16 protein-coding genes are annotated in these 21,108 nt (G+C 72.9%); all 16 read right to left on the bottom strand.

Annotated elements, in window-relative coordinates; all coding sequences use genetic code 11:
* Positions 1 to 20: 20 nt before the first annotated feature.
* The 16 genes from MWN52_RS03190 to MWN52_RS03115 all read right to left on the bottom strand — a co-directional run bounded on the left by MWN52_RS03190 (position 21) and on the right by MWN52_RS03115 (position 20,978).
* Positions 21 to 875, bottom strand: coding sequence for a glycosyltransferase family 2 protein (locus MWN52_RS03190; RefSeq protein WP_286576590.1), 855 nt, complete (start codon positions 873 to 875; stop codon positions 21 to 23).
* Positions 859 to 1,704 (bottom strand): glycosyltransferase family 2 protein, encoded by an 846-nt coding sequence (locus MWN52_RS03185; protein ID WP_130523144.1) that lies wholly within the window; start codon positions 1,702 to 1,704, stop codon positions 859 to 861. Before MWN52_RS03185 ends, MWN52_RS03190 begins: the two co-directional genes overlap by 17 nt.
* Positions 1,701 to 3,926, bottom strand: coding sequence for a type II secretion system secretin GspD (gene gspD, locus MWN52_RS03180; protein WP_286576588.1), 2,226 nt, complete (start codon positions 3,924 to 3,926; stop codon positions 1,701 to 1,703). Before gspD ends, MWN52_RS03185 begins: the two co-directional genes overlap by 4 nt.
* A 46-nt stretch (positions 3,927 to 3,972) precedes the next feature.
* Positions 3,973 to 4,797, bottom strand: coding sequence for a general secretion pathway protein GspN (locus tag MWN52_RS03175; RefSeq protein WP_286576587.1), 825 nt, complete (start codon positions 4,795 to 4,797; stop codon positions 3,973 to 3,975).
* A complete protein-coding gene (gene gspM, locus MWN52_RS03170) occupies positions 4,787 to 5,422 on the bottom strand; it encodes a type II secretion system protein GspM (protein ID WP_130533933.1) in 636 nt (211 codons plus the stop codon). The genes MWN52_RS03175 and gspM overlap by 11 nt, the downstream gene beginning before the upstream one ends.
* Positions 5,406 to 6,545: a PilN domain-containing protein gene (locus tag MWN52_RS03165; RefSeq protein ID WP_286576585.1), complete on the bottom strand. Its 1,140-nt coding sequence runs from the start codon at positions 6,543 to 6,545 to the stop codon at positions 5,406 to 5,408. Before MWN52_RS03165 ends, gspM begins: the two co-directional genes overlap by 17 nt.
* Positions 6,542 to 7,414 (bottom strand): type II secretion system minor pseudopilin, encoded by an 873-nt coding sequence (locus tag MWN52_RS03160; protein WP_130515362.1) that lies wholly within the window; start codon positions 7,412 to 7,414, stop codon positions 6,542 to 6,544. Before MWN52_RS03160 ends, MWN52_RS03165 begins: the two co-directional genes overlap by 4 nt.
* Positions 7,411 to 8,076 carry a general secretion pathway protein GspJ gene (locus MWN52_RS03155; RefSeq protein WP_286576582.1) on the bottom strand — a complete coding sequence of 222 codons (666 nt, stop codon included), beginning with the start codon at positions 8,074 to 8,076 and terminating at the stop codon, positions 7,411 to 7,413. The genes MWN52_RS03160 and MWN52_RS03155 overlap by 4 nt, the downstream gene beginning before the upstream one ends.
* The gene (gene xpsI / locus MWN52_RS03150) at positions 8,073 to 8,486 is read right to left on the bottom strand and encodes a type II secretion system protein XpsI (RefSeq protein WP_131658477.1); all 414 of its coding nucleotides are present in this window, start codon (positions 8,484 to 8,486) and stop codon (positions 8,073 to 8,075) included. The genes MWN52_RS03155 and xpsI overlap by 4 nt, the downstream gene beginning before the upstream one ends.
* Positions 8,483 to 8,974, bottom strand: a complete 492-nt coding sequence (xpsH, locus tag MWN52_RS03145; RefSeq protein ID WP_165424293.1) for a type II secretion system protein XpsH — start codon at positions 8,972 to 8,974, stop codon at positions 8,483 to 8,485. Before xpsH ends, xpsI begins: the two co-directional genes overlap by 4 nt.
* 7 nt (positions 8,975 to 8,981) lie before the next feature.
* Positions 8,982 to 9,419: a type II secretion system major pseudopilin GspG gene (gene gspG, locus MWN52_RS03140; protein ID WP_286576581.1), complete on the bottom strand. Its 438-nt coding sequence runs from the start codon at positions 9,417 to 9,419 to the stop codon at positions 8,982 to 8,984.
* Positions 9,420 to 9,468: 49 nt separating this feature from the next.
* Positions 9,469 to 10,686 (bottom strand): type II secretion system protein XpsF, encoded by a 1,218-nt coding sequence (gene xpsF / locus MWN52_RS03135; protein ID WP_286576580.1) that lies wholly within the window; start codon positions 10,684 to 10,686, stop codon positions 9,469 to 9,471.
* Between the two features lie 250 nt (positions 10,687 to 10,936).
* Positions 10,937 to 11,233: a GIY-YIG nuclease family protein gene (locus tag MWN52_RS03130; protein ID WP_286576579.1), complete on the bottom strand. Its 297-nt coding sequence runs from the start codon at positions 11,231 to 11,233 to the stop codon at positions 10,937 to 10,939.
* A 239-nt stretch (positions 11,234 to 11,472) separates the two neighbouring features.
* Positions 11,473 to 13,209: a type II secretion system ATPase GspE gene (gene gspE / locus MWN52_RS03125; RefSeq protein ID WP_286576578.1), complete on the bottom strand. Its 1,737-nt coding sequence runs from the start codon at positions 13,207 to 13,209 to the stop codon at positions 11,473 to 11,475.
* Between the two features lie 127 nt (positions 13,210 to 13,336).
* Positions 13,337 to 15,268, bottom strand: coding sequence for a S8 family peptidase (locus MWN52_RS03120; RefSeq protein WP_286576577.1), 1,932 nt, complete (start codon positions 15,266 to 15,268; stop codon positions 13,337 to 13,339).
* Positions 15,269 to 15,416: 148 nt separating this feature from the next.
* Entirely contained in the window at positions 15,417 to 20,978 is a 5,562-nt protein-coding gene (locus MWN52_RS03115; RefSeq protein ID WP_286576576.1) for an ESPR-type extended signal peptide-containing protein, read from the bottom strand.
* Between the last annotated feature and the right edge of the window lie 130 nt (positions 20,979 to 21,108).

Below are 21,108 nucleotides of genomic sequence, written 5' to 3'. Positions count from 1 at the left end.
CGGCGATTATGCGCGTCGCGTCAGGCCGTCCGCACCAGCCGCAGGCCCAGGGCCAGGGCGAAGTGCGCCCAGATCGCGGTCCAAACGCCCACCCGCACCGGCCACGAGCGCCGCGGGGCCTCGAAGCGGCGAAAATAGCGCCACAGCCCGCGATGCTTGTGCCACTCGACGAACAGCGGCCGCGAGCGGCTGGACACGCCGCGCACGTGCAGCACCTGCACATCGTTGGCCACCGCCACCGTGGCGCCGGCCTCGCGCGCGCGCCGGCACAGGTCCAGGTCCTCGGCATGCAGGCGATAGCCCTCGTCCAGGCCGCCCAGCGCATCGAACAGCGTGCGCGGCATCAGCATCAGCGCGCCGGAGATGGCCTGCACCGGCTGCACCGCCTGCGCGGCGTCCATCGGCACCCCCAGCTGCGCGCCACGCGCGGGACTGCGCAGCATCTGCGCGAAGTCCGGGTCGCGCCGGCGCGCGGCGGCGTCGCGCACGCCGTCCTCGCCGACCAGGTCGGCGCCGAGCAGCGCATTGCCCAGCACCTGCGCATGGGCGCGCAGGCGCACCAGCGTTTCGGCCTCGACCATCAGATCGGGATTGACGAAGGCCAGCCAGGGCGCGTCCGAATCGCGCGCGCCCTGATTGCAGCCGACCGAGAAGCCGGGGTTGTCGGGGTTGCCGATGAAGTGCACGCGCGGATCGCGCGCGGCGTGGCGCTGGACGATCTCCAGCGTGCCGTCGTCGGAGGCGTTGTCGGCCACGCGGATCTGCACGACATCGCGCGCCGCGCGCAGCCGCGTCAGGCAGGCCTCGATGGTCGAGGCGCTGCGGTGGGTCACCACGATGGCGGCGATGCCGCCGGCGTCAGCCGAAGAGTTCACGTTGTTCCGTGGATCCCGCCTGCGCGTAGCAGGCCTCCAGGCGCTCGCGCAAGGCGCGCAGCGGATCGTCCATCAGGAAGCGGGCCACGCGCGGATTCCAGTCGGGCCAGCGCCCGGCCAGCGCGTCCATGTCGCCCTCGTCCGGGCCGCCCTCGCCGCCGCGCGCGACGAAGGCCGTCTCGCACAGCACGTTGCGCCAGCCCAGCCCGGACAGGCGTAGCGACAGGTCGATCAGGGCGGCATACCAGCTGCGATAGCTGTCCAGGTCCAGCCCGCCGGCGCGCGCGCGGGCACGGCCGCGCAGGGCCACCGCATGGCTGACTGCGGCCGGCAGCTCCGGATAGGTCGCCGGTAGCGCGGCGCAGGCGCGCGCGGTGCGCTGCGGGTCGACCGGCGGCGGGGCGATCTCGCCCACGCGCGGCCAGGCGGCCGCCTCGCCGGCGTTGCACCACGGCGTGGCGGTGGCGATGGAGGCGTCGCCTGCCAGGCAGGCGGCGAGCTGGTTCAGCCAGCCCGGCAGCGGCTGGGCGTCGGGCGAGAGCACCACCACGTCCAGCCCGGCGCAGGCGCGCAGCATTTCGTCCAGGTGCGCGACCTCGCCGAGCGGGTACGGGCGGCGGGTGTAGTCGGCCTTCAGGCGCGTGCGCGCCAGCCAGCGCTCGATCAGCGCCAGCCCGCGCGGACCCACCTGGGCGTTGTCGGCCAGCCAGACCTGCGTGCCCGCCGGTGTGCCGTCCTCGAGCGCGCCCAGGCAGGCGTCCAGCGCCTGGTCGTCCACGCCGACCGGCAGCAGCACGATCGGCAGGGGTGCGGCGTCGTGCGGGCTCACTTGCCCTTCGGCGGGTGCAGCGGTTCCATGGCGCGGAACTTCTGGCTGTATTCGTCGGTGAGGTTCCGCGCTTCGGCCGGGTTGCGCACGATGGTCGGGGTGATCAGGACGATGACTTCGCTGCGGTTGGTGTCCTGCTTCTTCTGCCCGAACAGCGCTCCCACCACCGGCAGCCGGCTCAGATAAGGCACGCCGGACGAACCGTTGGTCACCGAGTCGGTGATCAGGCCGGCCAGCATGATGGTCTGGCCGCTCTGCACCGCCGCCTCGGTCTTCACGAAGCGGGTGTTGATCGGCACGTTGCAGGCGCTGACGCTGGCGTCGCAGTTGGAGGGCGAGGCGCCGGGCGAGCTGACCTCCTGCGCGATCTCCATGAACACCGTGCCGTCCTTGGTCACGCGCGGGCGGACCTTGAGGATCACGCCGGTGTCCAGGTACTGCACCTGGCTGTAGGTCTGGGAGTTCAGGCCGGTGTTGACCGAATAGGAATTGACCGGGATCTGCTCGCCCACCTTCAGCTCGGCCTGGGCGTTGTTGCGCACGAACACCGAAGGGGTCTGCAGCAGGCGCAGGTCGGTGACCTGATCCAGCGCGCTCAGCACCGCGGCGGCGTTGTTGCCCAGGAAGGTCCAGGTCAGGCCGGTGCCGCTGGTGATGCTGCGGCCCCAGACGCCCTCGCCCACCAGACCGCTGGGATCGGGCTGCTGGCCCTGCTGCTCGAAGTACCAGTTGACGCCGTAGGCGAGTTTGCCGGTCAGCGCCACCTCGGCCACCTGCGCCTCGATATGCACCTGCATCGGCATCACGTCCAGCTTCTCGATCACGTCCTTGATCGAACGCCAGGCGTTGCCATTGGCGCGCACCAGCAGCGAGTTGGTCTCTTCCACCGCGGCCACGCCGACCTTGCTGCCCTCCACCTCCAAGGTGACGTTGCCGTTGCCTTCCTGGCGCGCATTGAGCGACACATCGCCCGAGCCCGAGCCGCTGCGTCCGCTGCTACCGCCCAGCCCCGAGCTGCTGCCCAGGCCGCTCGATCCATCGTCGCTGCGGCTTCCGTCCTGGTTGCCGCCGAACTGCAGCGTGCTGCCGCTGCCGTCCATGCCGCTGGAGGTCAGCGAGGTGCCGATCGCGCCCGGCGCCAGCGAGCTGGTGGAACCGCCGCCGCGCCCGCTGCCGCCGCCGAAGACCTCGGCCAGGCGCTGGGCCAGATCGCGCGCCTTGATGTACTTGAGCTCGTAGGAGAACAGGCGCGGGGTGTCGCCGGCGTTGTCGATGCGTTCGAGCCAGTCGCGGATCTGATCCAGGTAGGCTGCCTGCGGGGTGATCACCATCACCGCATTGGCGCCCTCCAGCGGCATGAAGCGGAACATGCCGGCGCTGGGCGTCTTGCTGTTCTCGCCGAACACCTTCTCCAGATCGGCCACGACCTTGCTCGCCTGGCCGGTCTCCAGCGGGAACACGCCCACCGACATGCCCGAGAGCCAGTCCACGTCGAAGATCTGCACCGTGCGCAGGTAGTTCTCCAGCTCGGTGCGCGAGCCGCTCAGGGTGATCAGGTTGCGGGTCGGGTCGGTGGCGATGACCGCGTTGGGCCGCGCATACGGCTCCAGGATCTTCTTCATCTCGTTGGCCGCGATGAAGCGCAGCGGCACCACGCGCACCTCGTAGCCGCGCGCGTTGCCCGCATCGCCCGAGCGCGGCGCCACGGTGCCGGCCAGCGCCTGGTCGGCCGGGACGATGTTGTAGCGGCCGTCGCTGTAGACCATGCGCGCGTTGTTCCAGCCCAGCACCTGCTCCAGCAGCGACAGCGCCTGCGCCGGCGACACCGCGCGCGGCGTGGCCAGGGTCACCGTGCCCTGCACGCCGGGCGCGATGACGTAGTTCTGGCCCAGCATGTCGCCCAGGATCGCCTTGACCACCGCCTGCAGCGATTCGCCCTCGAAGTTGAACATCGCCCCGCCGCCGGTGGCCCCGCGCAATGCCGGCGGCGGCGCTGCGGCGGCGCTGCGGTTGATCACTTGGCCGGTGCCGCGCCGGATCTGCGCCTGCGGGCCGGTCTGCGGCTCCTCGGGCGAGGTCATGGGCGAGGTCTGCGCCGCGCCCGCGGTCGCGCCCGGATTGGCCAGGTTGCCCTGGCGCTGCACGTTCGGCACCGGCGCGGTGGCGCAGCCGGCCAGCAGGCCGAGCAGGAGACTGAGCGGGAGGACGAAGCGTGACGTCATGTCTGCACTCTATGGATCGTTCGATGCGATGGACAGGGGCAAGGCGCTAGTTGCCGGTCGGCGCGCCGGCGCCCTGCTCGCGCAGCTGGCGGCGGCGGGCTTCGATGCGTTCGCGGATGGCCTGCATCTGCTGTTCGGGGGTGACCGGCGCCTCGGCCGGCGCCTGCTGGGCCGGGCTGCCGGCCGCGGCATTGGCGCTGGCGCCGGCCTGGGCGGCGTTGCGGGCCTGGTTCTGCGCCTGCGCCTGCGCGGGCGCTGTCGGCGGCGGCGGCACCGGCGAGCTGCGCGGCGCCTGTCCGGCCTGCATGCCGGCCGGCGGCGGCCGGCCGCCGGAGGACAGCGCCGTCGGCGGCTGCCCGCCCTGGCCGTCGAACACGCGCAGGGCCAGCGTGCGCTGGCCTTCGGGGCCGTCGAACACCGCCTGCCGCGGCGCCAGCTCGGTCAAGTGCCAGGCCGGCGCCTCGGCCGGCGCCTCGCCCACCCGGACCCGCACCGCCGAGGCCGGGCCGCCGTCGCCGGGCTTCTGCAGGATCGCCAGCCGCACCGTCGGGGTGATCAGCACGCTGGTCAGCACGTAGTCGAAGCTGGTCTTGGCGGCGGCCTCGCCCTGCCCCTCGAGGAAGAAGGGATGGGGCTGCCGGTCCGGCGCGAACACCGGGCGCTGGCCGATGGCCGCGTATTGGTCGGCCGGCCCCAGGCGCTCGGGCGCCTGCGGCGGCAGCGCGGGCAGGCGCTGCACCAGCGCCGGATCGTCGGCCAGCGGCGCGATCGCCCGGCCCATGCCGGCCAGCGCCAGCACCCAGGCCAGCAGCGCCCAGCCGGCGATCACCAGCAGCAGCCAGGTGCGCGCACCCAGGGTGTCACTGCGCACGCACACCTCCCGCCACGGGCGCCGCCGCTTGCGCGGCCGGCTTGAGGTAGCCGTACAGGTCGAAGCTGACGTTGAGCCCGGCGTTCTGATCCTCCGTGCCGGGCGCGCGCAGGTTGAAGGTCTGCGCCAGGATGTTGAGGTTGTCCACGAACAGGCGCGGGCTGCCCGATTCCAGCGCGTGCAGCACCGCGGCGGTCTGGTCCACGCCGCAGCGCAGGGTGACCTGCACGGTGACCCGGGTGAAGCGCTCGGTGCCCTGCTGCGGGACCGGCGAGCGGTTGGTGATCGCGCAGCTGCGGTTGCCCGGGCTGGCCTGGGCCACGACCGTCTCCAGGCGCTGGGTCAGCGCGGCGGTGGCCAGCTCGGCGGTGGGTTCGGCCAGGAAGCCGGGGCGGTTGCCCAGCGCGGCCTGCGCGGCGGCGAGCTGGCGGGCGACCAGCGGGCGCTGGGCCAGCTGGGTGCGCACGCGCAGCTCGCGCTCGCGCGCCGCGTCGATGCGCGCATCGAGCGCGCGCATCGGCACGGTCCACCACGGATGCACCAGCACCAGATAGGCCAGCGCCAGCGCGGCCAGCAGCAGGCCCAGGGCCAGCCAGCGGTCCTGGCGTTCACTCCTGGCGCGCATTGGGCCTCCTGGCGGCCGAGGCGGGCGGCGTGGCGCCGGCCAGCTGGGCGGTCATGCTGAAGCGGTCCAGCCGCGTGCGCCGGTCCTGCTGCAGGGCGCCGGTCAGCGCCGGCGAGGTCCACAGCGCCGAGCCTTCCAGCTGCTTGACCAGGCCCGGGGCCTCCGAGCTCAGGCCGATCAGCAGCAACCGGTCGCCCTCGATGGAGACCTTCTCCAGGTAGGTGTTGTTGGGCAGGCGGCGGGTGAGCTCGTCGAGGATCTCGATGGTGGTCGGCCGCGCGGCGCGCTGGCGCTGCAGGAAGCCGGCGCCTTCGACCAGGTCCACCAGCTGTCGGCGCTGGGCGGCCACGCCGCGCGCCTGCGCGGCGCTGCGTTCGACCTGGGCGGTGAAGTCGTCGGCGGCGGCCTGGCGGTTGGCCAGCACCTGCCAGCCGGCCAGGACGACGAACACCACCGCGGCCAGCGCGGCGATCAGGTTCCAGCGCCGCGCCGGGCTGGCCCGGCGCACGCGCAGCGCCGGCGGCAGCAGGTTCACGCCCAGCGGCTGGCCGGCCTCGTCGGCCACGTCCAGGCCGGCCAGGCCGGTGGCGACCGAGCCCAGTTCCTCCAGCGCGCGGTCCACGGCCTGGCGGCGCACCACCACCAGCTCGGCCTCGATCTGGCCGTCGCCGCGGCGGGCGACGATGCGCGCGTCGTAGTACACCGATTCGGCGGTGAACGGGGTCTGCCGGTCGATCTCGAACCCGACCACCTCGCGCAGCCGCTCGGCCGCCGCGGCCGGCAACAGCAGCGGCCGGCGCAGCACGCGCACGGCCGGCAGCAGGCCCCAGCGCGGCAGCCCGGCCACGCGCGGATGGAGCACGGCATCCAGTTCGGCCGAGGACAGCGGCAGGGGCAGCTCGGCCAGCGCCTCCGACCCGTCCAGCCTGGCGCGCAGCAGCTGCGCCTGGCCATCGCGCGGGACCAGCAGCAGGCGCTCGGCGGCCAGGCCGAACAGGCGACGCCAGCGCGGCGGCAGCCAGCTGGCCAGCGCATCGCGCCACCAGGTGAGAAAGCCGCTGGCGGCGCCGACGGAGCGACCCAGGGCCGGCAGCACCGGGGCGGCTGCGCGTGGTGTCGTCATCGGGGTTCCCAACCTTCCTCCCAGCGCAGCGTCGTGTACACGGCCCCTGGCGTGGGGCCACCGCCCGTGCGCAGCACCGCCCGCAGGACCGCCTGGCGGCCATCGGGGAGCTGTGCACGACTCTCGATACTATACGTGCCGGTGCCGCGCCCGACCTGCGGCGCGCCCACCTGCTGCGCCGCCTCGCGCTGCTGCTGGATCAGGCCCGGGTCCAGCCCCAGTGCGGTCAGCACCGGGCCCTGGGCATAGGTCGGGTCGGGCTGGGCGCGGCCATAGAGGGTCAGGTAGGGCTTGATCCGCGCATAGACCTCGGGCGTCCAGCCCAGCACCTGCTCGACCTCGGCCACGGTCTCGAACGGCGCGTCCTTGGCGCCGTAGGGCAGGCCGGCCTCGGCGTAGTCCCCGTCCTCGGCGCCGCCGACCGGCTGGCGCAGCGAATCGGCGTCGCGCCAGTCCACCACCGCGCCGGCCAACTGCTGGGCACGGGCCTGCTCGACGCCGGTGGCGACGAGCACGCTGGCCAGGGTCTGGGCGTCGACCTGGTTGAGATCGACCTTGCCGCTCTCGTCGGTGATGCGCACCAGCACCTGGCTGCCAGCGTAGCGCCAGCGGTAGGGCCGCCCATCCGGAATCCAGCGGCTGCGCGGGTCCTGGTCGTCCACGCGCTGCATGGCGTACTCCAGGCCGGCACGGGCGACTTCGCGGGCCACGCTGCCCTCGGCGGTGACACGTCCCTGCAGCGCCTCCACCCGCGCGGCGAGGGCGAAGGCCCCGATCAGCGCGGTCAGCAGCGCGATCAGCCACACCACCAGCAGCAGGGCCACGCCGCGCTGGGCGGCGGGCGAACGCGGCGGACGGACGCGGCTCACGGCGTCACCTCATGGGTGCTGCCGCTGCCCTGGGCCAGGGTGACGACCATGTCCGGCCAGCGCGGTCCGTCGGCCGGCACGATCTCGATGGACACCTGCACCGGCAGGGCCTCGACCTGGGTCCAGCCGTCCTGCCACGGGCCCAGCCCGCCGTTGTCCGGCAGCAGGCCGCGGTAGCGGAAGCGCACCGACTTGAGCCGGTCGGCCAGCAGCTCCGGCGGGCGCGGCGTACCCGGCTCGTCGATGGTCTGGCCGGCCTGGACCATCTTCAGGTCGACCTGCAGCCGGCTGCCGTCCTCGGTGGCGGATACGTCGTGCAGGTATGGCCCACCGCGCCCCAGATAGTCGGGCAGGTCGGCGACGAAGCGCATGCGCGTGCCGGTGCCGGCGAAGCGGTAGGCCAGGCCGCGCTCGGGATCGCGCGCGAAGGCGATGGCCTGGGCCGAGGCCAGGTGGCTGCGCAGGAAGCCCTGCACCGCGCGGATGCGCTCGTTGCGCGCCGCGGTGGCCTCGCCGCGATGGACCAGGCCGGTGGCCGCACGCAGCGTGGCGAAGCCCACCGCCAGGCCAGCGGCCAGCAGCAGCGTGGCCAGCAGGATCTCCAGCAGAGTGAAGCCGGCGGCGCGGCGCGGCGCGACCGGGGCGCGGAGCCTGCGCCTCATGTGCCCGGCGTGCCTTGCGCCGCGGCCAGGCGCAGGCTGCGCCATTGCAGCGCCTCGTTTTCGCCCTCGCCCCAGCGCACGGTCAGGCGCACTTCGAGCAGACGCGTGGCGGCCGGGTCGATCAGACCGTCGGCGGGCCGGCCCGGATCGGTCCAGGGCGCGACCTCCAGGCGCCAGTGATAGCGGCCATCGTCCAGCGCGCCGTCCTGTTCGCCCGGCTGCAGCGGCGCGCCCGCGCCGACCTGGGCCAGCAGGCTCTGCGCATGCAGCGCCGCGCGCCCGGCCAGGTTGGCGCGCTGGATCTGCCGCGAGGCGCCGGTCAGCGCGCCCAGCAGCAGGGTCAAGGCCAGCGCCAGCAGGCCGAAGGCGACCACCACCTCGATCAGCGTGAAGCCGCGCTGGCGCCTCATGGCGCGCCTCCCACCTGGCCATCCACGCGCACCTCGCCGGTCAGCCAGGCCACGCTGAGCCGGCGCGTGGCCTGGCCTGCGACCAGTTCGAGCTGACCGCCGGTGGAGGCGCCGTCGGGATAGAACACGATCGCGCCCTGCCCCGGCTGCGCGGCGGCCTGGCGCGCGCCGTAGAAGCGCACGCCCAGCTGTTCGGGCAGGCGGCCTTCGCGCTTGCCGGGTGCGCTGTAGCGATGCGCGGCCGGGTCGATGGTGAAGCGCTGCGGCTGGCCGGTGGCGATGGCCTGGGCGCGGGTGAAGCGCAGCTGCGCGGCCACCTCACGCGTCGCCCCGCGCAGGCGCAGGCCCTGCAGGCCGCCGCTCATGGCCACGGCGGTCAGCGTGCCGATCAGGGCGATCAGCGCGATCACCACCAGCACTTCGATCAGCGTGAAGCCCGCCGGCCGGCGCCGGACGCGGCCCTTGCCGGGGCGGGCGCGGCCGCGCATGGACCGCTCAGGGCGAGTAGGCGATATCGGCGTTGACGCTGTCGCCGCCGGGCTGGCCATCCTTGCCCAGGCTGACCAGGTCGAACGGGCCCTGCTGGCCCGGCACCGAATACTGGTAGGGGTGGTTCCAGGGATCCTTCAGCTCGCTCTCCTTGGCGTAAGGCCCCAGCCAGCCGGCGGTGCCGGCCGGCGCGGCCACCAGGTCGGACAGCGAGGCCGGCAGGTGGCCGGTGTCCATCTCGAACTGCTGCACCTTCTCGGCCACGGTCTGCACCTGCGCCCTGGCCAGATTGACCTTGGCCCGGTCGGCGTTGCCCAGGATGCGGCTGGCGGCGAAGGCGACGATGCCGCCGATCAGAATCACCACCACGATGATTTCCATCAGGGTGAAGCCGGCCTGGGCGCTGCGGGCGGGCGGAGGCGTCAGGGAGCGTGCGTTGCGCATGAGAGGTCTTCCATTCCGTATTGCGAAGTCGAGGAAAGCAGTGTGCGGGTCAGTTGATCGCACCGGCCAGATCGTACAGCGGCACCAGCACGGCGATGATGACCGCGCCCACCACCGCCGCCAGCACCAGGGTCACCGCCGGCACCAGCGCGGCCAGCATGCGGTCCAGCGCCTGGGCCGTCTGTGCCTCGAAGGTATCGGCGGTCTTGAGCAGCATCGCGTCCAGCGCGCCGGACTCCTCGCCCACCTGCATCATCTGCAGCGCCAGGCGCGGGAAGCGCTTGCCCGCGCCCAGCGCGGTGGACAGCGCGCGGCCGTTCTTGACCGCATCGGCGGCGCCTTCCACATCGGCGGCCAGCGCGCGGTTGCCCAGCACGTTGCGCGCGATGACAAGCGCGCCCAGCAGCGGTACGCCGTTGCGCAGCAGCGTGCCCAGCGTGCGCGCAAGGCGCGCGGTTTCCAGCCGCGCGATCAGCGGGCCGATCAGCTTGCGCTGCAGGATCCAGCCATCGAAGCGATCGCGGAAGGCGGTGTCGCGCCGCTTGCGGTCGACCCACAGCAGCGCCAGCGCCGGCAGCACGATGAAGGCCAGCCACCAGCCTGCGACGAACTGCCCCACCGCCAGCACGATGCGCGTGAACCACGGCAGGGTGACGTCCAGGCTCTCGTACATCTGCGAGAACTGCGGCACCACATAGCCCAGCAGGAACAGCATCGCCAGCCCGACCACCACCATCAGGATGGCCGGATAGATCAGCGCGTTGATCACCCGGCCCTTGAGCGCGCGGCTGCGCTCCAGGTAATCGGCCAGGCGCTGCAGCGTGTCGTGCAGCGTGCCGCCGGCCTCGCCGGCGCGCACCATGTTGATGTAGAGGCGCGAGAACGTGCCGTGCTGGCGCTCCAGCGCGGTGGACAGCGGCGCACCGCCGCGCACCGCCTCGCGGATGTCGGCCACGGTGTGGCGCGCCTTGTCCTCGTCCGGCAGCTCCAGCAGGATCGTCAGCGCCCTGTCCAGCGGCTGCCCGGCGCCCAGCAGGGTCGCCAGCTGCTGGGTGAACAGCACCAGCCGCTGCCCACCGAAGGCATTGGGCTGCAGCAGCAGCTTGAACGAGCCCAGCCCGCCGCCCTCGGACGCCAGCCGCGCCTCCATCGGCAGATGGCCCTGCTCCTGCAGCCGCGCCACCACCTCGGCCTCGCTGGCCGCCTCCATCTGCGCCTCCAGCACCTCGCCGCGCGCGTTGAGCGCTTTGTAGCGGTACAGGGGCATCAGGGCAGCCGGGCTTGGGGAGCGGGAACTCGGCGCGTGGAGGCCCGGGGTGCATGCGCACCGTCGCCACACGCGGAATCCCAGAACTCGTCATTCCCGCGAACGCGGGAATCCAGTGCCTTCCGCACTGGCACCTCCCCGCGGTACGCAGAGCCAAGTCGCTGGATTCCCGCGTTCGCGGGAATGACGGCAAGGGCAGTGACCTGGGCTGGCGCGTCCATGGGAAGGACACCGGTGGCGGTTCCGACATTCATTTCACGATCTCGCACCAAAGATCGCGCCAATACGCATTGCCCTGCTCGATCAGATCGACCTTCCAAGCACGGCGCCATTTCTTGAGCCGTTTCTCGCGCAGGATCGCGGATTCCATCGTCTCGTGAAGTTCGTACCAGACCAGGCGCACCACCGCATAACGGTCGGTGAAACCTTCCACGACATGTTCCCGGTGTTGCCAGATCCGGGCGGGCAGATTGCTGGTCACGCCGACATAAAGCGTGCCGTTGCGATCGCTCGCCAACATATAAACGCAGGGTTGTCGTTCGCGCATGGTTCTTCCCTGAACACCGACGCATTTCCGTGACTGCAGGCCTATGCAAGGTCGCCGCCATGCCTACACCGTCATCCCCGGGAACGCGGGGGTCCAGCGACTTGCCGTCACAGTGAGATTTCCACGCCTGGCGAGGCAGGCACTGGATTCCCGCGTTCGCGGGAATGACGAATTCAGAGACGGCGCGCAGCGGCGTTGCTCCGTCACTGCCACCGCGATCTGTAAGCACCCGCGCGGCCTCACGCATCCTCGGTCACCCGCAGGACTTCCTCGATGGTGGTCATGCCGGCCAGGGCCTTGGCGATGCCGTCCTCGTACATGCTGCGCATGCCGGCGTTGCGGGCCAGGGTCTCCAGTTCGCCCATGCCGGCGTGGCGCATCACCGCCGCGCGCAGGGCGTCGTCCATCACCAGGAACTCGGTGATGGTGGTGCGGCCCAGGTAGCCGGTCGGGGCGATGGCCGAAGCACGCGGGCGGTACAGCAAGATCTCGCCATCGGGTTGGTAGCGGCGCAGGTTGAAGCGGGCGATCTCCTCGGGCGTGGCCGGATACGCTTCGGCATGCTGCGGCTCGAGCCGGCGCACCAGGCGCTGGGCCAGGATGCCGTTGACCGTGGAGGTCAGCAGGTAGTCCTCCACGCCCATGTCGAGCATGCGGGTGATGCCGCCGGCGGCGTTGTTGGTATGCAGCGTGGACAGCACCAGGTGGCCGGTGAGCGCGGACTGGATGGCGATGCGCGCGGTTTCCAGGTCGCGCATTTCGCCGATCATGATGATGTCCGGGTCCTGGCGCACGATGCTGCGCAGCGCGCTGGCGAAGTCCAGGCCGATCTGCGGCTTGGCCTGGATCTGGTTGATGCCTTCGATCTGGTACTCGACCGGGTCCTCGACCGTGATGATCTTGACGTCTTCGGTGTTGAGCTGGCTCAGCGCGGTGTACAGCGTGGTGGTCTTGCCCGAACCGGTCGGGCCGGTCACCAGCAGGATGCCGTGCGGCCGCTGCAGCACGCGCAGGAACTGCGGCAGGAAATCCTCGGTGAAGCCCAGCCGCTGGAAATCGAACACCACCGTCTCGCGGTCCAGCAGGCGCATCACCACGCTCTCGCCGTGCGCGGTCGGCACGGTGGACACGCGCAGGTCCAGCTCCTTGCCCTGCACGCGCAGCTGGATGCGCCCGTCCTGCGGCAGGCGCCGCTCGGCGATGTTGAGCCGGGCCATGATCTTGATGCGACTGATCACCGCGGCGGTGAGGTTGGCCGGCGGGCTCTCGCCCTCCTCCAGCACGCCATCGACGCGGTAGCGCACCTTCAGGCGGTTCTCGAACGGCTCGATGTGGATGTCCGAGGCGCGCAGTTCGACCGCGCGCTGGATCACCAGGTTGACCAGGCGGATCACCGGCGCCTCGGAGGCCAGGTCGCGCAGGTGTTCGACATCGTCCAGCTCGCCGCTGGCCTCGCCGTCGGCGGTCTCGACGATGGCGCCCATCGCGCTGCGGCCCTGGCCGTGCCAGCGCTCGATGGTGTCGTCGATCTCCGAACGCAGCCCGACCACCGCACGCACCGGTCCGCCGATGGCCATCTGCACCGCATCCACGGCATAGGGATCGCACGGGTCGGCGACCCACAGCGACAGCGCGCCGTCGGCCTCGCCCAGCGGGCAGACGTGGAACTGCTTGAGGAAGCGCAGCGACAGCGCCACGTCCTCGGGCAGTTCGGGCGGGACGTCCGGCAGCTGCTTGGCCGACAGCAGGGTCAGGCCCAGCACCTCGGCGCTGGTCTCGGCGTGGTCGCGCTCGGACACCAGGCCCAGGCGCAGCAGCAGGGCCAGCACGTGGCCGCCGGTCTCCTCCTGCAGGCGCCGCGCGCGGCCCAGGTCGGCCTCCTTCAGCTTGCCCTTGGACAGCAGGGCCGCGACCACGCGTTCGTCGGCCGAGGGGGACAGGCGGGGTTCCAGAGCGGAGACGGGGACAGCGTTCACGTACGACCCTTGCGCAGCGTAGGGGCGCAACTCTAACAGCGGCCCGCGACGCGGCGGCAGGGGCGCGGCGCACCGCGCCCCGCAGGCGACGCCGCGCCGGGGCCGGGCCCCGGCGCGGTGCCCGGCGTTACTGCCGCGCCGACAGCGTGGCGCCCGCATAGGCGCCGGTGCCCACCACCTTGAGGTAGTACGTGCCGGACTTGGGCGCGGTGAAGCGCACGGTCTCGTTGTTGCCGGCGCGGGTGGACTTGGCGTCGAAGTCGCTGCTGGTCGGCGCCTTGTCGAAGCTGGCGTACAGCGACAGGTTGCCGGTTCCCCCCAGGGTGATGAACGACAGCGTCTTGCCGGCCACGGCCTCGAAGCTGTACAGCGTCTCGCTGCCGGCGGTGCCCGAGACGGTGACGCCGACCTTGTTGGTCAGCGGCGTGGCCTGCGGGCCGCAGGTCTCGGTCTGCGGATCGCACGGCGTGGCGATCGCCTCCTTCACCGCGGCGGCGGCATCGACGATGCCCGCGCCGATGGGACGGTTGGCGACCGGGGCCACCGCCGGCGCATGGGCGGTGCGCTGCAGCAGGTCGACCACCTCCGTGGGCGTGAGCAGCGGCAGGCCGGCGTCCAGACGCGCGCCCTGCACCAGCGCCACCACGCCGCTGACGTGCGGGGCGGCCTGCGAGGTGCCGGCGTAGCCGCCGTAGTCGCTGTCGTTGTCCACCGGCGTGGTGGTGCCCGAGTTCAGCGCCTGCCAGACGAAGCCGTCGTTGGTCGGCGTGCCGGAGGTGCCGTCGTTGGGATACACGCCGCCGCCGGGCGCGGCGATCTCCACGCTGGTGCCGTAGTTGGAGTAGTAGGCGCGGCGGCTGGTGATGCCGGTGGAGGCCACGGTGATCACGCCCGGGCAGCTGGCCGGCGAATAGCCCGCCGCATCGGCATTGCTGTTGCCGGCCGAGACCACCACCGTGGCGCCCAGCGCGTTGGCCTGGGCCACGGCCTGGCCGGTGACGTCGCTGGCCGTGCACACGCCGCTGCCGCCCAGGCTGAGATTGATGACCTGGGCCGGATGGGTGTTGGCCGGCACGCCGTCGACGCTGCCGCCGGCGGCCCAGATGATCGCGTCGGCGATGTCGCTGTCGTAACCGCCGCAGTGGCCCAGCACGCGCACCGGCAGGATCTTCGCGTTGTAGGCCACACCGGCCATGCCGGCGGCGTTGTTGGTCAGCTCGGCGCCGGCGGTGCCGGCCACGTGGGTGCCGTGCCAGGTGCTGTCCTCGGGCGGGTTGTCGGCGTTGGTGCACGCGCTCAGCCACGGCTCCTCGGTGGTCCAGTCGCCGGTGTCCCAGCCGCCGGGCGCGCGACCGTCGGCGTCGCGGCCGGAGATCAGCTTGTCGGTGATGAAGTCGTAGCCGTCGCCGGCCAGCTCGGTGTTCAGGTCGACGTGGCGGGTGATGCCGGTGTCGAGCACGGCGATGACGATGCCGTTGCCGTCGGCCAGGTCCCAGGCGTTGTTGACGTTGGCGCCGCCGTTGTTGGCGTTGCCGCCCTGGGTGGCGGTGCCGTCGGGCGCCTTCAAATGCCACTGGTACTTGGCGTAGTAGGTGTCGCTGGGAGTGAAGGTGGCCGGCGCGGCCGCGGCCGGAGCGCGGATGTCGCGCACCGGGCGGCGCAGCAGGTCCGGCTGCACGCGCAGCACGGCCGGGTCGGCGGCGAGCTGGCGCATGAAGGCCTCGGCCTCGACGCGGTCGAGCTTGCGCGAGGTCTTGACCAGTTCGGCACCGGTGGCGAGCCGGCGCAGATGGCTGGCGGTGGCGATGCGGCCGGGCGCGCTCAGGCCGGCGCGCGACAGCGCGGTGGTGGCGCGCGCGGCGACGCCGGTCGCGCTGGACGCGGTGGCGGTGCTGCCGTCGCGGTAGGTGATGATGAAGCGGCCGATCTTCTGCTCGCTCTCCGCGCCCGCCGTGGGCAGGCGCGTGGTCTGCGTCGGCGTGGCCGCGTGGCTGGCCGTGCTGGCGGCGAGCGCGAGCACGAGGGCCGGAAGGAGGATGCCGCGAGGTGTGCTGGTCATTGCTGGTCGTCCCTTTGCGCAAGTGAAAGTGTCAGCCCGGCGCCTGGCGGGCCGGGTTCGATGACGCATGTGCGCCGCGTCGGGCTGGGCCGGGCGGCGTTCCATCCCTGCACGGGCCGCCGCGAGGGCGACGGCCCGTGGTGTTGCCTCACCAGCCGAAGCCGGCGCCCACGCCCACCGAGCGTTCGTCGCCGCTGAAGGCGCCGCCGACGGTGATCGTGGCCCGCTCGCTGAGCGCGCGCTGGTAGCCCACCGACAGCGCGTTCTCGCCGCCCTGGAAGCCCACGCCGACGCCGACACGGTTCTCGGTGTGGATGCCGGCGGCGCTGGTGGCCATGTTGAGCATCGCCGCGTTCATCGCGCCCTGGCGGTCGATGCGGCGGTCCTGCTCGGCGAAGCGGCGGTCCACGCCCTGCTTGTAGCCGTCCAGGTCCTGGTTCCAGGCGTTGAACCTGGCGTCGGTGTAGCTGTTGGCGCTGCTCAGCGTCTGCGTGGCGGTGTTGTCGGTATAGGCCTTGGCGGTGGCCACCGACTGCGCGTCGCCGGCCTGCACCTGGCCGACGTTGGCCGCATCGTTGGCTTGCGTGCCGGCGGCCACGTTGGTGACCTGGCGCTGGTTGCCGGCACTGCCCACCGAGACGGTGTTGGCGCGGTCGTTGGTCGAACCCTGGCCCAGGGCGACGGCGTTCTGCGCGCTCACGCTGCTGCCCTGCCCCACGGCCGTGCCGCTGGCCGCGGTGACCGAGGTGCCTTCGCCCACCGCGACCGCGTTGGTCGCCTCGGCGGCGATGGTGGCATTGGCGCCGACCGCGGTGCTGCCGTCGGCGTTGACCCGCGCGTTGCTGCCGATGGCCGTATCGCCGGGGCCGGCGGCATAGGCGGCGCCGCCGATCGCGGTGCCGCTGTCGGCATTGGCCTGGGCCGCGTCGCCGAGCGTGGTGGACGCCGGCGTGGCCACTGCAGCGGTCGTGGCGGCGGCAGCGGCGGTGGAGGTAACAGGCGTGGAGCGCTCGCTCGCGGCGGTGCGCAGCGTCTCGGTGGACGCTTCTTCCGCTGCCGGCTCGACGCTGGCCGGGGCGGCGGCGCTGAGCGTCCTGCGTGCGGAGGTGGCGACCTTGCTGGCGCTGGCCGTGCCGCTGCGCGCGTCGAGCTCGGTCACCTTCGAATCCAACGCGGCCAGCGCATCGCCCACGCTGTTGTAGCCATCGCCCTGGACGATGAAGGTCGGCGTGGTCAGCCCGCCGAGCGGGCCGACCGAGGCGCCGCCACCGAGGTAACGCGCATAGGCCTGCAGCGACTGGTAGAGCTGACCGCCGGTGACCGCCTCGGTGCTGCCCTCGGCCAGCAGGCCCTGGCTGAGGTTGACGATGCGGCGCGTGGCCGGGCCGCCGCGGCCGTTGCCACTGCCCAGCGAGACGGTATCGGCCTCGTAGGTGCGCGAGCCCGCGCCCAGCGCCACCGAGTTGGCGCCGGTCGCACCCGCATTGGCACCCAGCGCCACGCCGTTGCTCGCGCTCTGCCGCACGAAGGCGTTGTAGCCCACGGTCACGCCATTGGCGCCCAGCGTGCTGGACTGCAGGCCGACCGAGGTGGCGTTGACCGCACTGGCCTTGCTCGCCGCGCCCACCGCGATGGCACCGGCACCGCTGGCCGCGCTGCCCGCGCCCAGCGCCACGCTGCGATTGCCAGCGGCGTTCGCCCCCGAACCGGCCGCGGTGGCATCGCTGCCGCCGGCGCTGGCCAGGCCCTTGCCGGAGAACTGGAAGCCCGCGCTGGTGCCTTCGGCCGAGGCCGCCACCGCATCGAGCTGCGACTTGTTCACCGCATCGGTGTCCTGCGTGCCGGCGGCGACGTTGGTGATCTGGCGCTCGGCACCCGCATCGCCGACCGAGACCGTGTTGTTGCGCGTGGCCTTGGAATTGGCGCCCAGCGCCACGCTGTTGTCGCCGAACGCGGTGGCGTAGTAACCGATCGCGGTGCTCGCCTCGCCGCTGGCCCAGGTCTCGGCGCCCAGCGCGGTGGACAGGGCGGAGGGCGCATAGGCGAAGTAACCCACCGCCGTGCTCTCCAGCCCGTCGGCCCCGCTGAGCACGCCGCTGGCCAGGCTGTAATCGCCCGCGGCGATCGCGCCGGCACCGAAGGCGCTGGCCGATTCACCGCTGGCCTGCGTCGAAACGAACGCGCCCTGCCCCGGAACCAGATCGACCACGCCGCCGACCGCGGTCGAACTGGTGCCCACCGCCGCACTCGAGGTGCCCACCGCAGTGGTGTAGTCGCCGATCGCATTGGCCACCGCGCCCACCGCCGTGGCCTGCGCGCCGGCCGCATAGGCGCCCACGCCGGTGGCGGTGGCGGCGAAGCCGGAGGCATCGGCGCTGGCACCCAGCGCGGTGCCGCCCACGCTGGCGCTGGTCGCGCCGGTGCTGACCGGCGCGCCCTCGACGGTGATCAGCGGATCGCCGTTCTCGTCCACCGCCACGCCGCCCACGGCCACGCTCGCAGGTCCGGTGGCCTGCGCGTTGTTGCCGAAGGCCGCCGCGTTCTGGCCCGCGGCCACGGCGTTGAAGCCCACTGCCGTGGCGTCCTGCGCGCTGGCGTTGGCACCCGAGCCGAACGCCGAGGCACCGTTGCCGATCGCATTGCTCGCCTCACCCGCGGCCACGGCGTTGTCGCCTTCCACGTACGCACCGGCATCGCTGTCGGCACTGCCGCTGGCCTGGAAGTACTTGCTGGTGGTCTGCGCGGTGGCGGCGACCCGGTCCAGCTGCGCCTTGTTCACCGCGTCGGTGTCCTGCGTGCCGGCGGCGACGTTGGTGATCTGGCGCTCGGCACCGGCATCGCCGACCGAGACGCTGTTGTCGCGCGCGGCCACCGCACCGGCGCCCAGCGCGACGGCGTTGTTGCCGGTGGCCTCGCTGCCGGCGCCGAGCGCGATGGCGCTCTCGTTGTCGGCCAGCGCATTGGTGCCGATGGCGATGCTGTTGATCGTGTTGCCCAGCGCCTGGTAGCCCAGGCCGATGCTGTAGTCGCCGTAGCCGAACGCGCCGCGGCCGATCGCGGTGGCGCTGGCCCCCGGGGCCCAGCTGTTGAAGCCGATCGAGGTCGCGCCGCTGCCGCTGGCCCAGGCACCGGTGCCGAAGGCCGAGGTGTTGAGCCCGGTCGCCCAAGCGCCCTGGCCGAAGGCCGAGGCGCCTTCGGCCGTGGCCCAGGCGTAGGCGCCGATCGCGGTGGCGTAGTCCTGGCTGGCCCAGGCGCTGTCGCCGAAGGCCACCGCATAGCCGCCGACCGCGCGCGCCTTGTAGCCGCCGGCCGTGCTGTGTTCGCCCAGCGCCTGCGCGCCGTAGCCGAACGCCGAGGACACCGTGCCGGTGGCCTGCGCGCCGGCGCCGACCGCGGTGGCGTCCTGGGTGGCGTTGGCGCCGACCAGCACCGGCTTGCCGTCCGCATCCTCGATGGGGCTGTTGTACTGATCGAAGGCCTGGCCCATGCCGCCGACCGCGACGCTGCCCTCACCCACCGCCGCGCTGTTGTGGCCGATGGCCGTGGCCTGGTTGCCCGCCGCGCCGGCGCCCGCGCCGTAGGCCGATGCGCCGGTGCCCAGCGCGTTGGCGGCCTCGCCCGCGGCGATCGCGTCGTCGCCTTCCACGTAGGCGCCGGCATCGCTGTCGGCGCTGCCGCTGGCCTTGAAGTACTTGCTGGTCGTGTTGGCGGTGGTGGCCACTTCGTCCAGTTGCGCCTTGTTGACCGCGTCGGTGCCCTCGGTGCCGGCGGCGACGTTGGTGAGCTGGCGCTCGGCGCCCGCATCGCCGACCGACACCGTGTTGGCGCGCGAGGCCACCGAATCGGCGCCCAGCGCGACACTGTTCTGCGCCTCGGCGAAGGCATTGGCGCCGATCGCGACACTGCTGGCGCCGTCGGCATAGCTGTTGTGGCCGAGCGCGGTGCTGTATTCGCCGGTGGCCCAGGCGCCGTTGCCGAACGCGGCGCTGCCGGTGCCGCTGGCGCGCGTGCCGATCAGGCCGAAGAAGGTGCTGCCACCGACCGCGGTCGCCTCCTCGCCCAGCGCCTGGCTGCTCTCGCCCACCGCGGTGGAACTGCCGCCCTGCGCGGCGGCGCCCGCACCCAGCGCGGTCGCGTTGACGCCCACCGCCTCGCTGCCATAGCCGAAGGCCGAGCCGAAGTCCCCGGCCGCGCTGGCGAAGCCGCCGTTGGCCGTGGCGGCCAGCCCGGCCGCGCTGCTGCTGAAGCCGCTCGCCGTGGCCTGCAGGCCCGTCGCCGTGGCGGCGGCGCCGGTGGCGGTGCTGAACGCGCCGCTGGCCTGCGCCCCGGCGCCCAGCGCGCTGGCGCCCACCGCGCTGGCGCTGGTGGTCTGGTCCAGCAGCACCTCGCCGGTGTCCGGATCGGCATAGGTCAGCGTGCCGCCCACCGCGGTTGCCGAGTCGGCGCTGGCGGTGGCATTGAAGCCGCTGGCGGTCGCGTTGACGCCGGCCGCCGTGGCGCCGCCGCCGAGCGCCGAGGCGCCGTTGCCGATGGCATTGGCGGCCTCGCCCGCGGCCACGGCGTTGTCGCCTTCCACGTAGGCACCGGCATCGCTGTCGGCGCTGCCGCTGGCCTGGAAGTACGTGCTGGTGGTGTTGGCGGTCGCGGCGACTTCATCCAGCTGCGCCTTGTTCACCGCATCGGTGTCCTCGGTGCCGGCGGCCACGTTGACGATCTGGCGCTCGGCGCCGGCATCGCCGACCGACACGCTGTTCTCGCGCTGCGCCACCGAGCGCGCGCCCAGCGCCACGCTGTTGGCCGCGGCACCGTGCGCGCCGAAGCCCAGCGCGGTGCTGTCGCTGGCCTGCGCCCACGCGCCCGCGCCCAGCGCACTGGCGCCTTGCGCATCGGCCGAGCTCAGATAGCCCAGCGCGGTGCCGTAATCGCCATTGGCCCAGGCGCCGTTGCCGAAGGCCGCGCCGCCTATGCCCAGCGCCTGGGTCTGGTAGGTGCCGCCCAGCGCCGAGCCGCCGACCGCGGTGCTTTCCTCGCCGCCGGCGATGGAGAACTCACCCAGCGCCGTGGCGCTGGTGCCGGTGGCCTGCGCGGCCAGGCCCAGGCTGGTGGCGTAGTCGCCGCTGGCCACGGATTCGGCGCCGTGCGCGGTCGCCCCGGCACCGCTGGCGGTGGACAAAAAACCGCCAGCGGTCGATTCGATGCCGCTGGCCATGCTCTCCGCGCCATGCGCGGTGGCGCCGTCGGCGGTGGCGGCGCTGTAGTAACCACTGGCCGTGGATTCCACGCCGGACGCCTCGCTCAGCGCACCGTGCGCCACGCCGCCGTCGCCGCTGGCCAGCGCGGCCGCGCCGCTGGCGGTGGACTGCGCGCCGCTGGCCTCGCTCTGGAAGCCCACCGCCGTGGACGCATCGCCCGAGGCATCGGCGCCGCAGCCGATCGCGATGCCGTTCCCGCCGCCGGCGCGCGCCGTACGCGTGGCCGCATCGGCGCAGTCGGCCGTCTGCGGCGAGATCGCGGTGCTGGCCTTGCCGGAGGCAACACCACCGCCCACCGATTGCGCCAGCGCGCTGTGCGCGGCGAACACCACCACCGCGGCGAGCGCGGCCCGCACCATGCGCGCCCCCTTGCCCTTGCCGTGGCGCGAGGCCAGTTCCGAGGCCACCACGACCTGCCCGCGTCGGGCATCCCACAGCTTGCAGAAGATGCGATTCATGCGTTCCTTTCCTTGGCGTTGTGTTGTTGCGGGCAAGAGACCCCCGTCGGCGCGCGAATCGCTTCGCGCACACGGTCACAGCAGTCGGATGTCTCTCTCGTTGAACGGCGACGGTCCACCTTGCGGGGGA

Source organism: Pseudoxanthomonas winnipegensis, assembly GCF_030322905.1.
Lineage (GTDB): Bacteria > Pseudomonadota > Gammaproteobacteria > Xanthomonadales > Xanthomonadaceae > Pseudoxanthomonas_A > Pseudoxanthomonas_A winnipegensis.
This window is presented reverse-complemented; position numbering and strand designations above follow the sequence as displayed.

Excerpts from the sequence above, each read along its gene's own strand:
- gspD (WP_286576588.1), bottom strand. The coding sequence starts at position 3,926 with ATGACGTCACGCTTCGTCCTCCCGCTCAGTCTCCTGCTCGGCCTGCTG.
- gspM (WP_130533933.1), bottom strand. The coding sequence starts at position 5,422 with ATGCGCGCCAGGAGTGAACGCCAGGACCGCTGGCTGGCCCTGGGCCTG.
- MWN52_RS03165 (WP_286576585.1), bottom strand. The coding sequence starts at position 6,545 with ATGACGACACCACGCGCAGCCGCCCCGGTGCTGCCGGCCCTGGGTCGC.
- MWN52_RS03155 (WP_286576582.1), bottom strand. The coding sequence starts at position 8,076 with ATGAGGCGCAGGCTCCGCGCCCCGGTCGCGCCGCGCCGCGCCGCCGGC.
- xpsI (WP_131658477.1), bottom strand. The coding sequence starts at position 8,486 with ATGAGGCGCCAGCGCGGCTTCACGCTGATCGAGGTGGTGGTCGCCTTC.
- xpsH (WP_165424293.1), bottom strand. The coding sequence starts at position 8,974 with ATGCGCGGCCGCGCCCGCCCCGGCAAGGGCCGCGTCCGGCGCCGGCCG.
- gspG (WP_286576581.1), bottom strand. The coding sequence starts at position 9,419 with ATGCGCAACGCACGCTCCCTGACGCCTCCGCCCGCCCGCAGCGCCCAG.
- xpsF (WP_286576580.1), bottom strand. The coding sequence starts at position 10,686 with ATGCCCCTGTACCGCTACAAAGCGCTCAACGCGCGCGGCGAGGTGCTG.
- MWN52_RS03130 (WP_286576579.1), bottom strand. The coding sequence starts at position 11,233 with ATGCGCGAACGACAACCCTGCGTTTATATGTTGGCGAGCGATCGCAAC.
- MWN52_RS03120 (WP_286576577.1), bottom strand. The coding sequence starts at position 15,268 with ATGACCAGCACACCTCGCGGCATCCTCCTTCCGGCCCTCGTGCTCGCG.
- MWN52_RS03115 (WP_286576576.1), bottom strand. The coding sequence starts at position 20,978 with ATGAATCGCATCTTCTGCAAGCTGTGGGATGCCCGACGCGGGCAGGTC.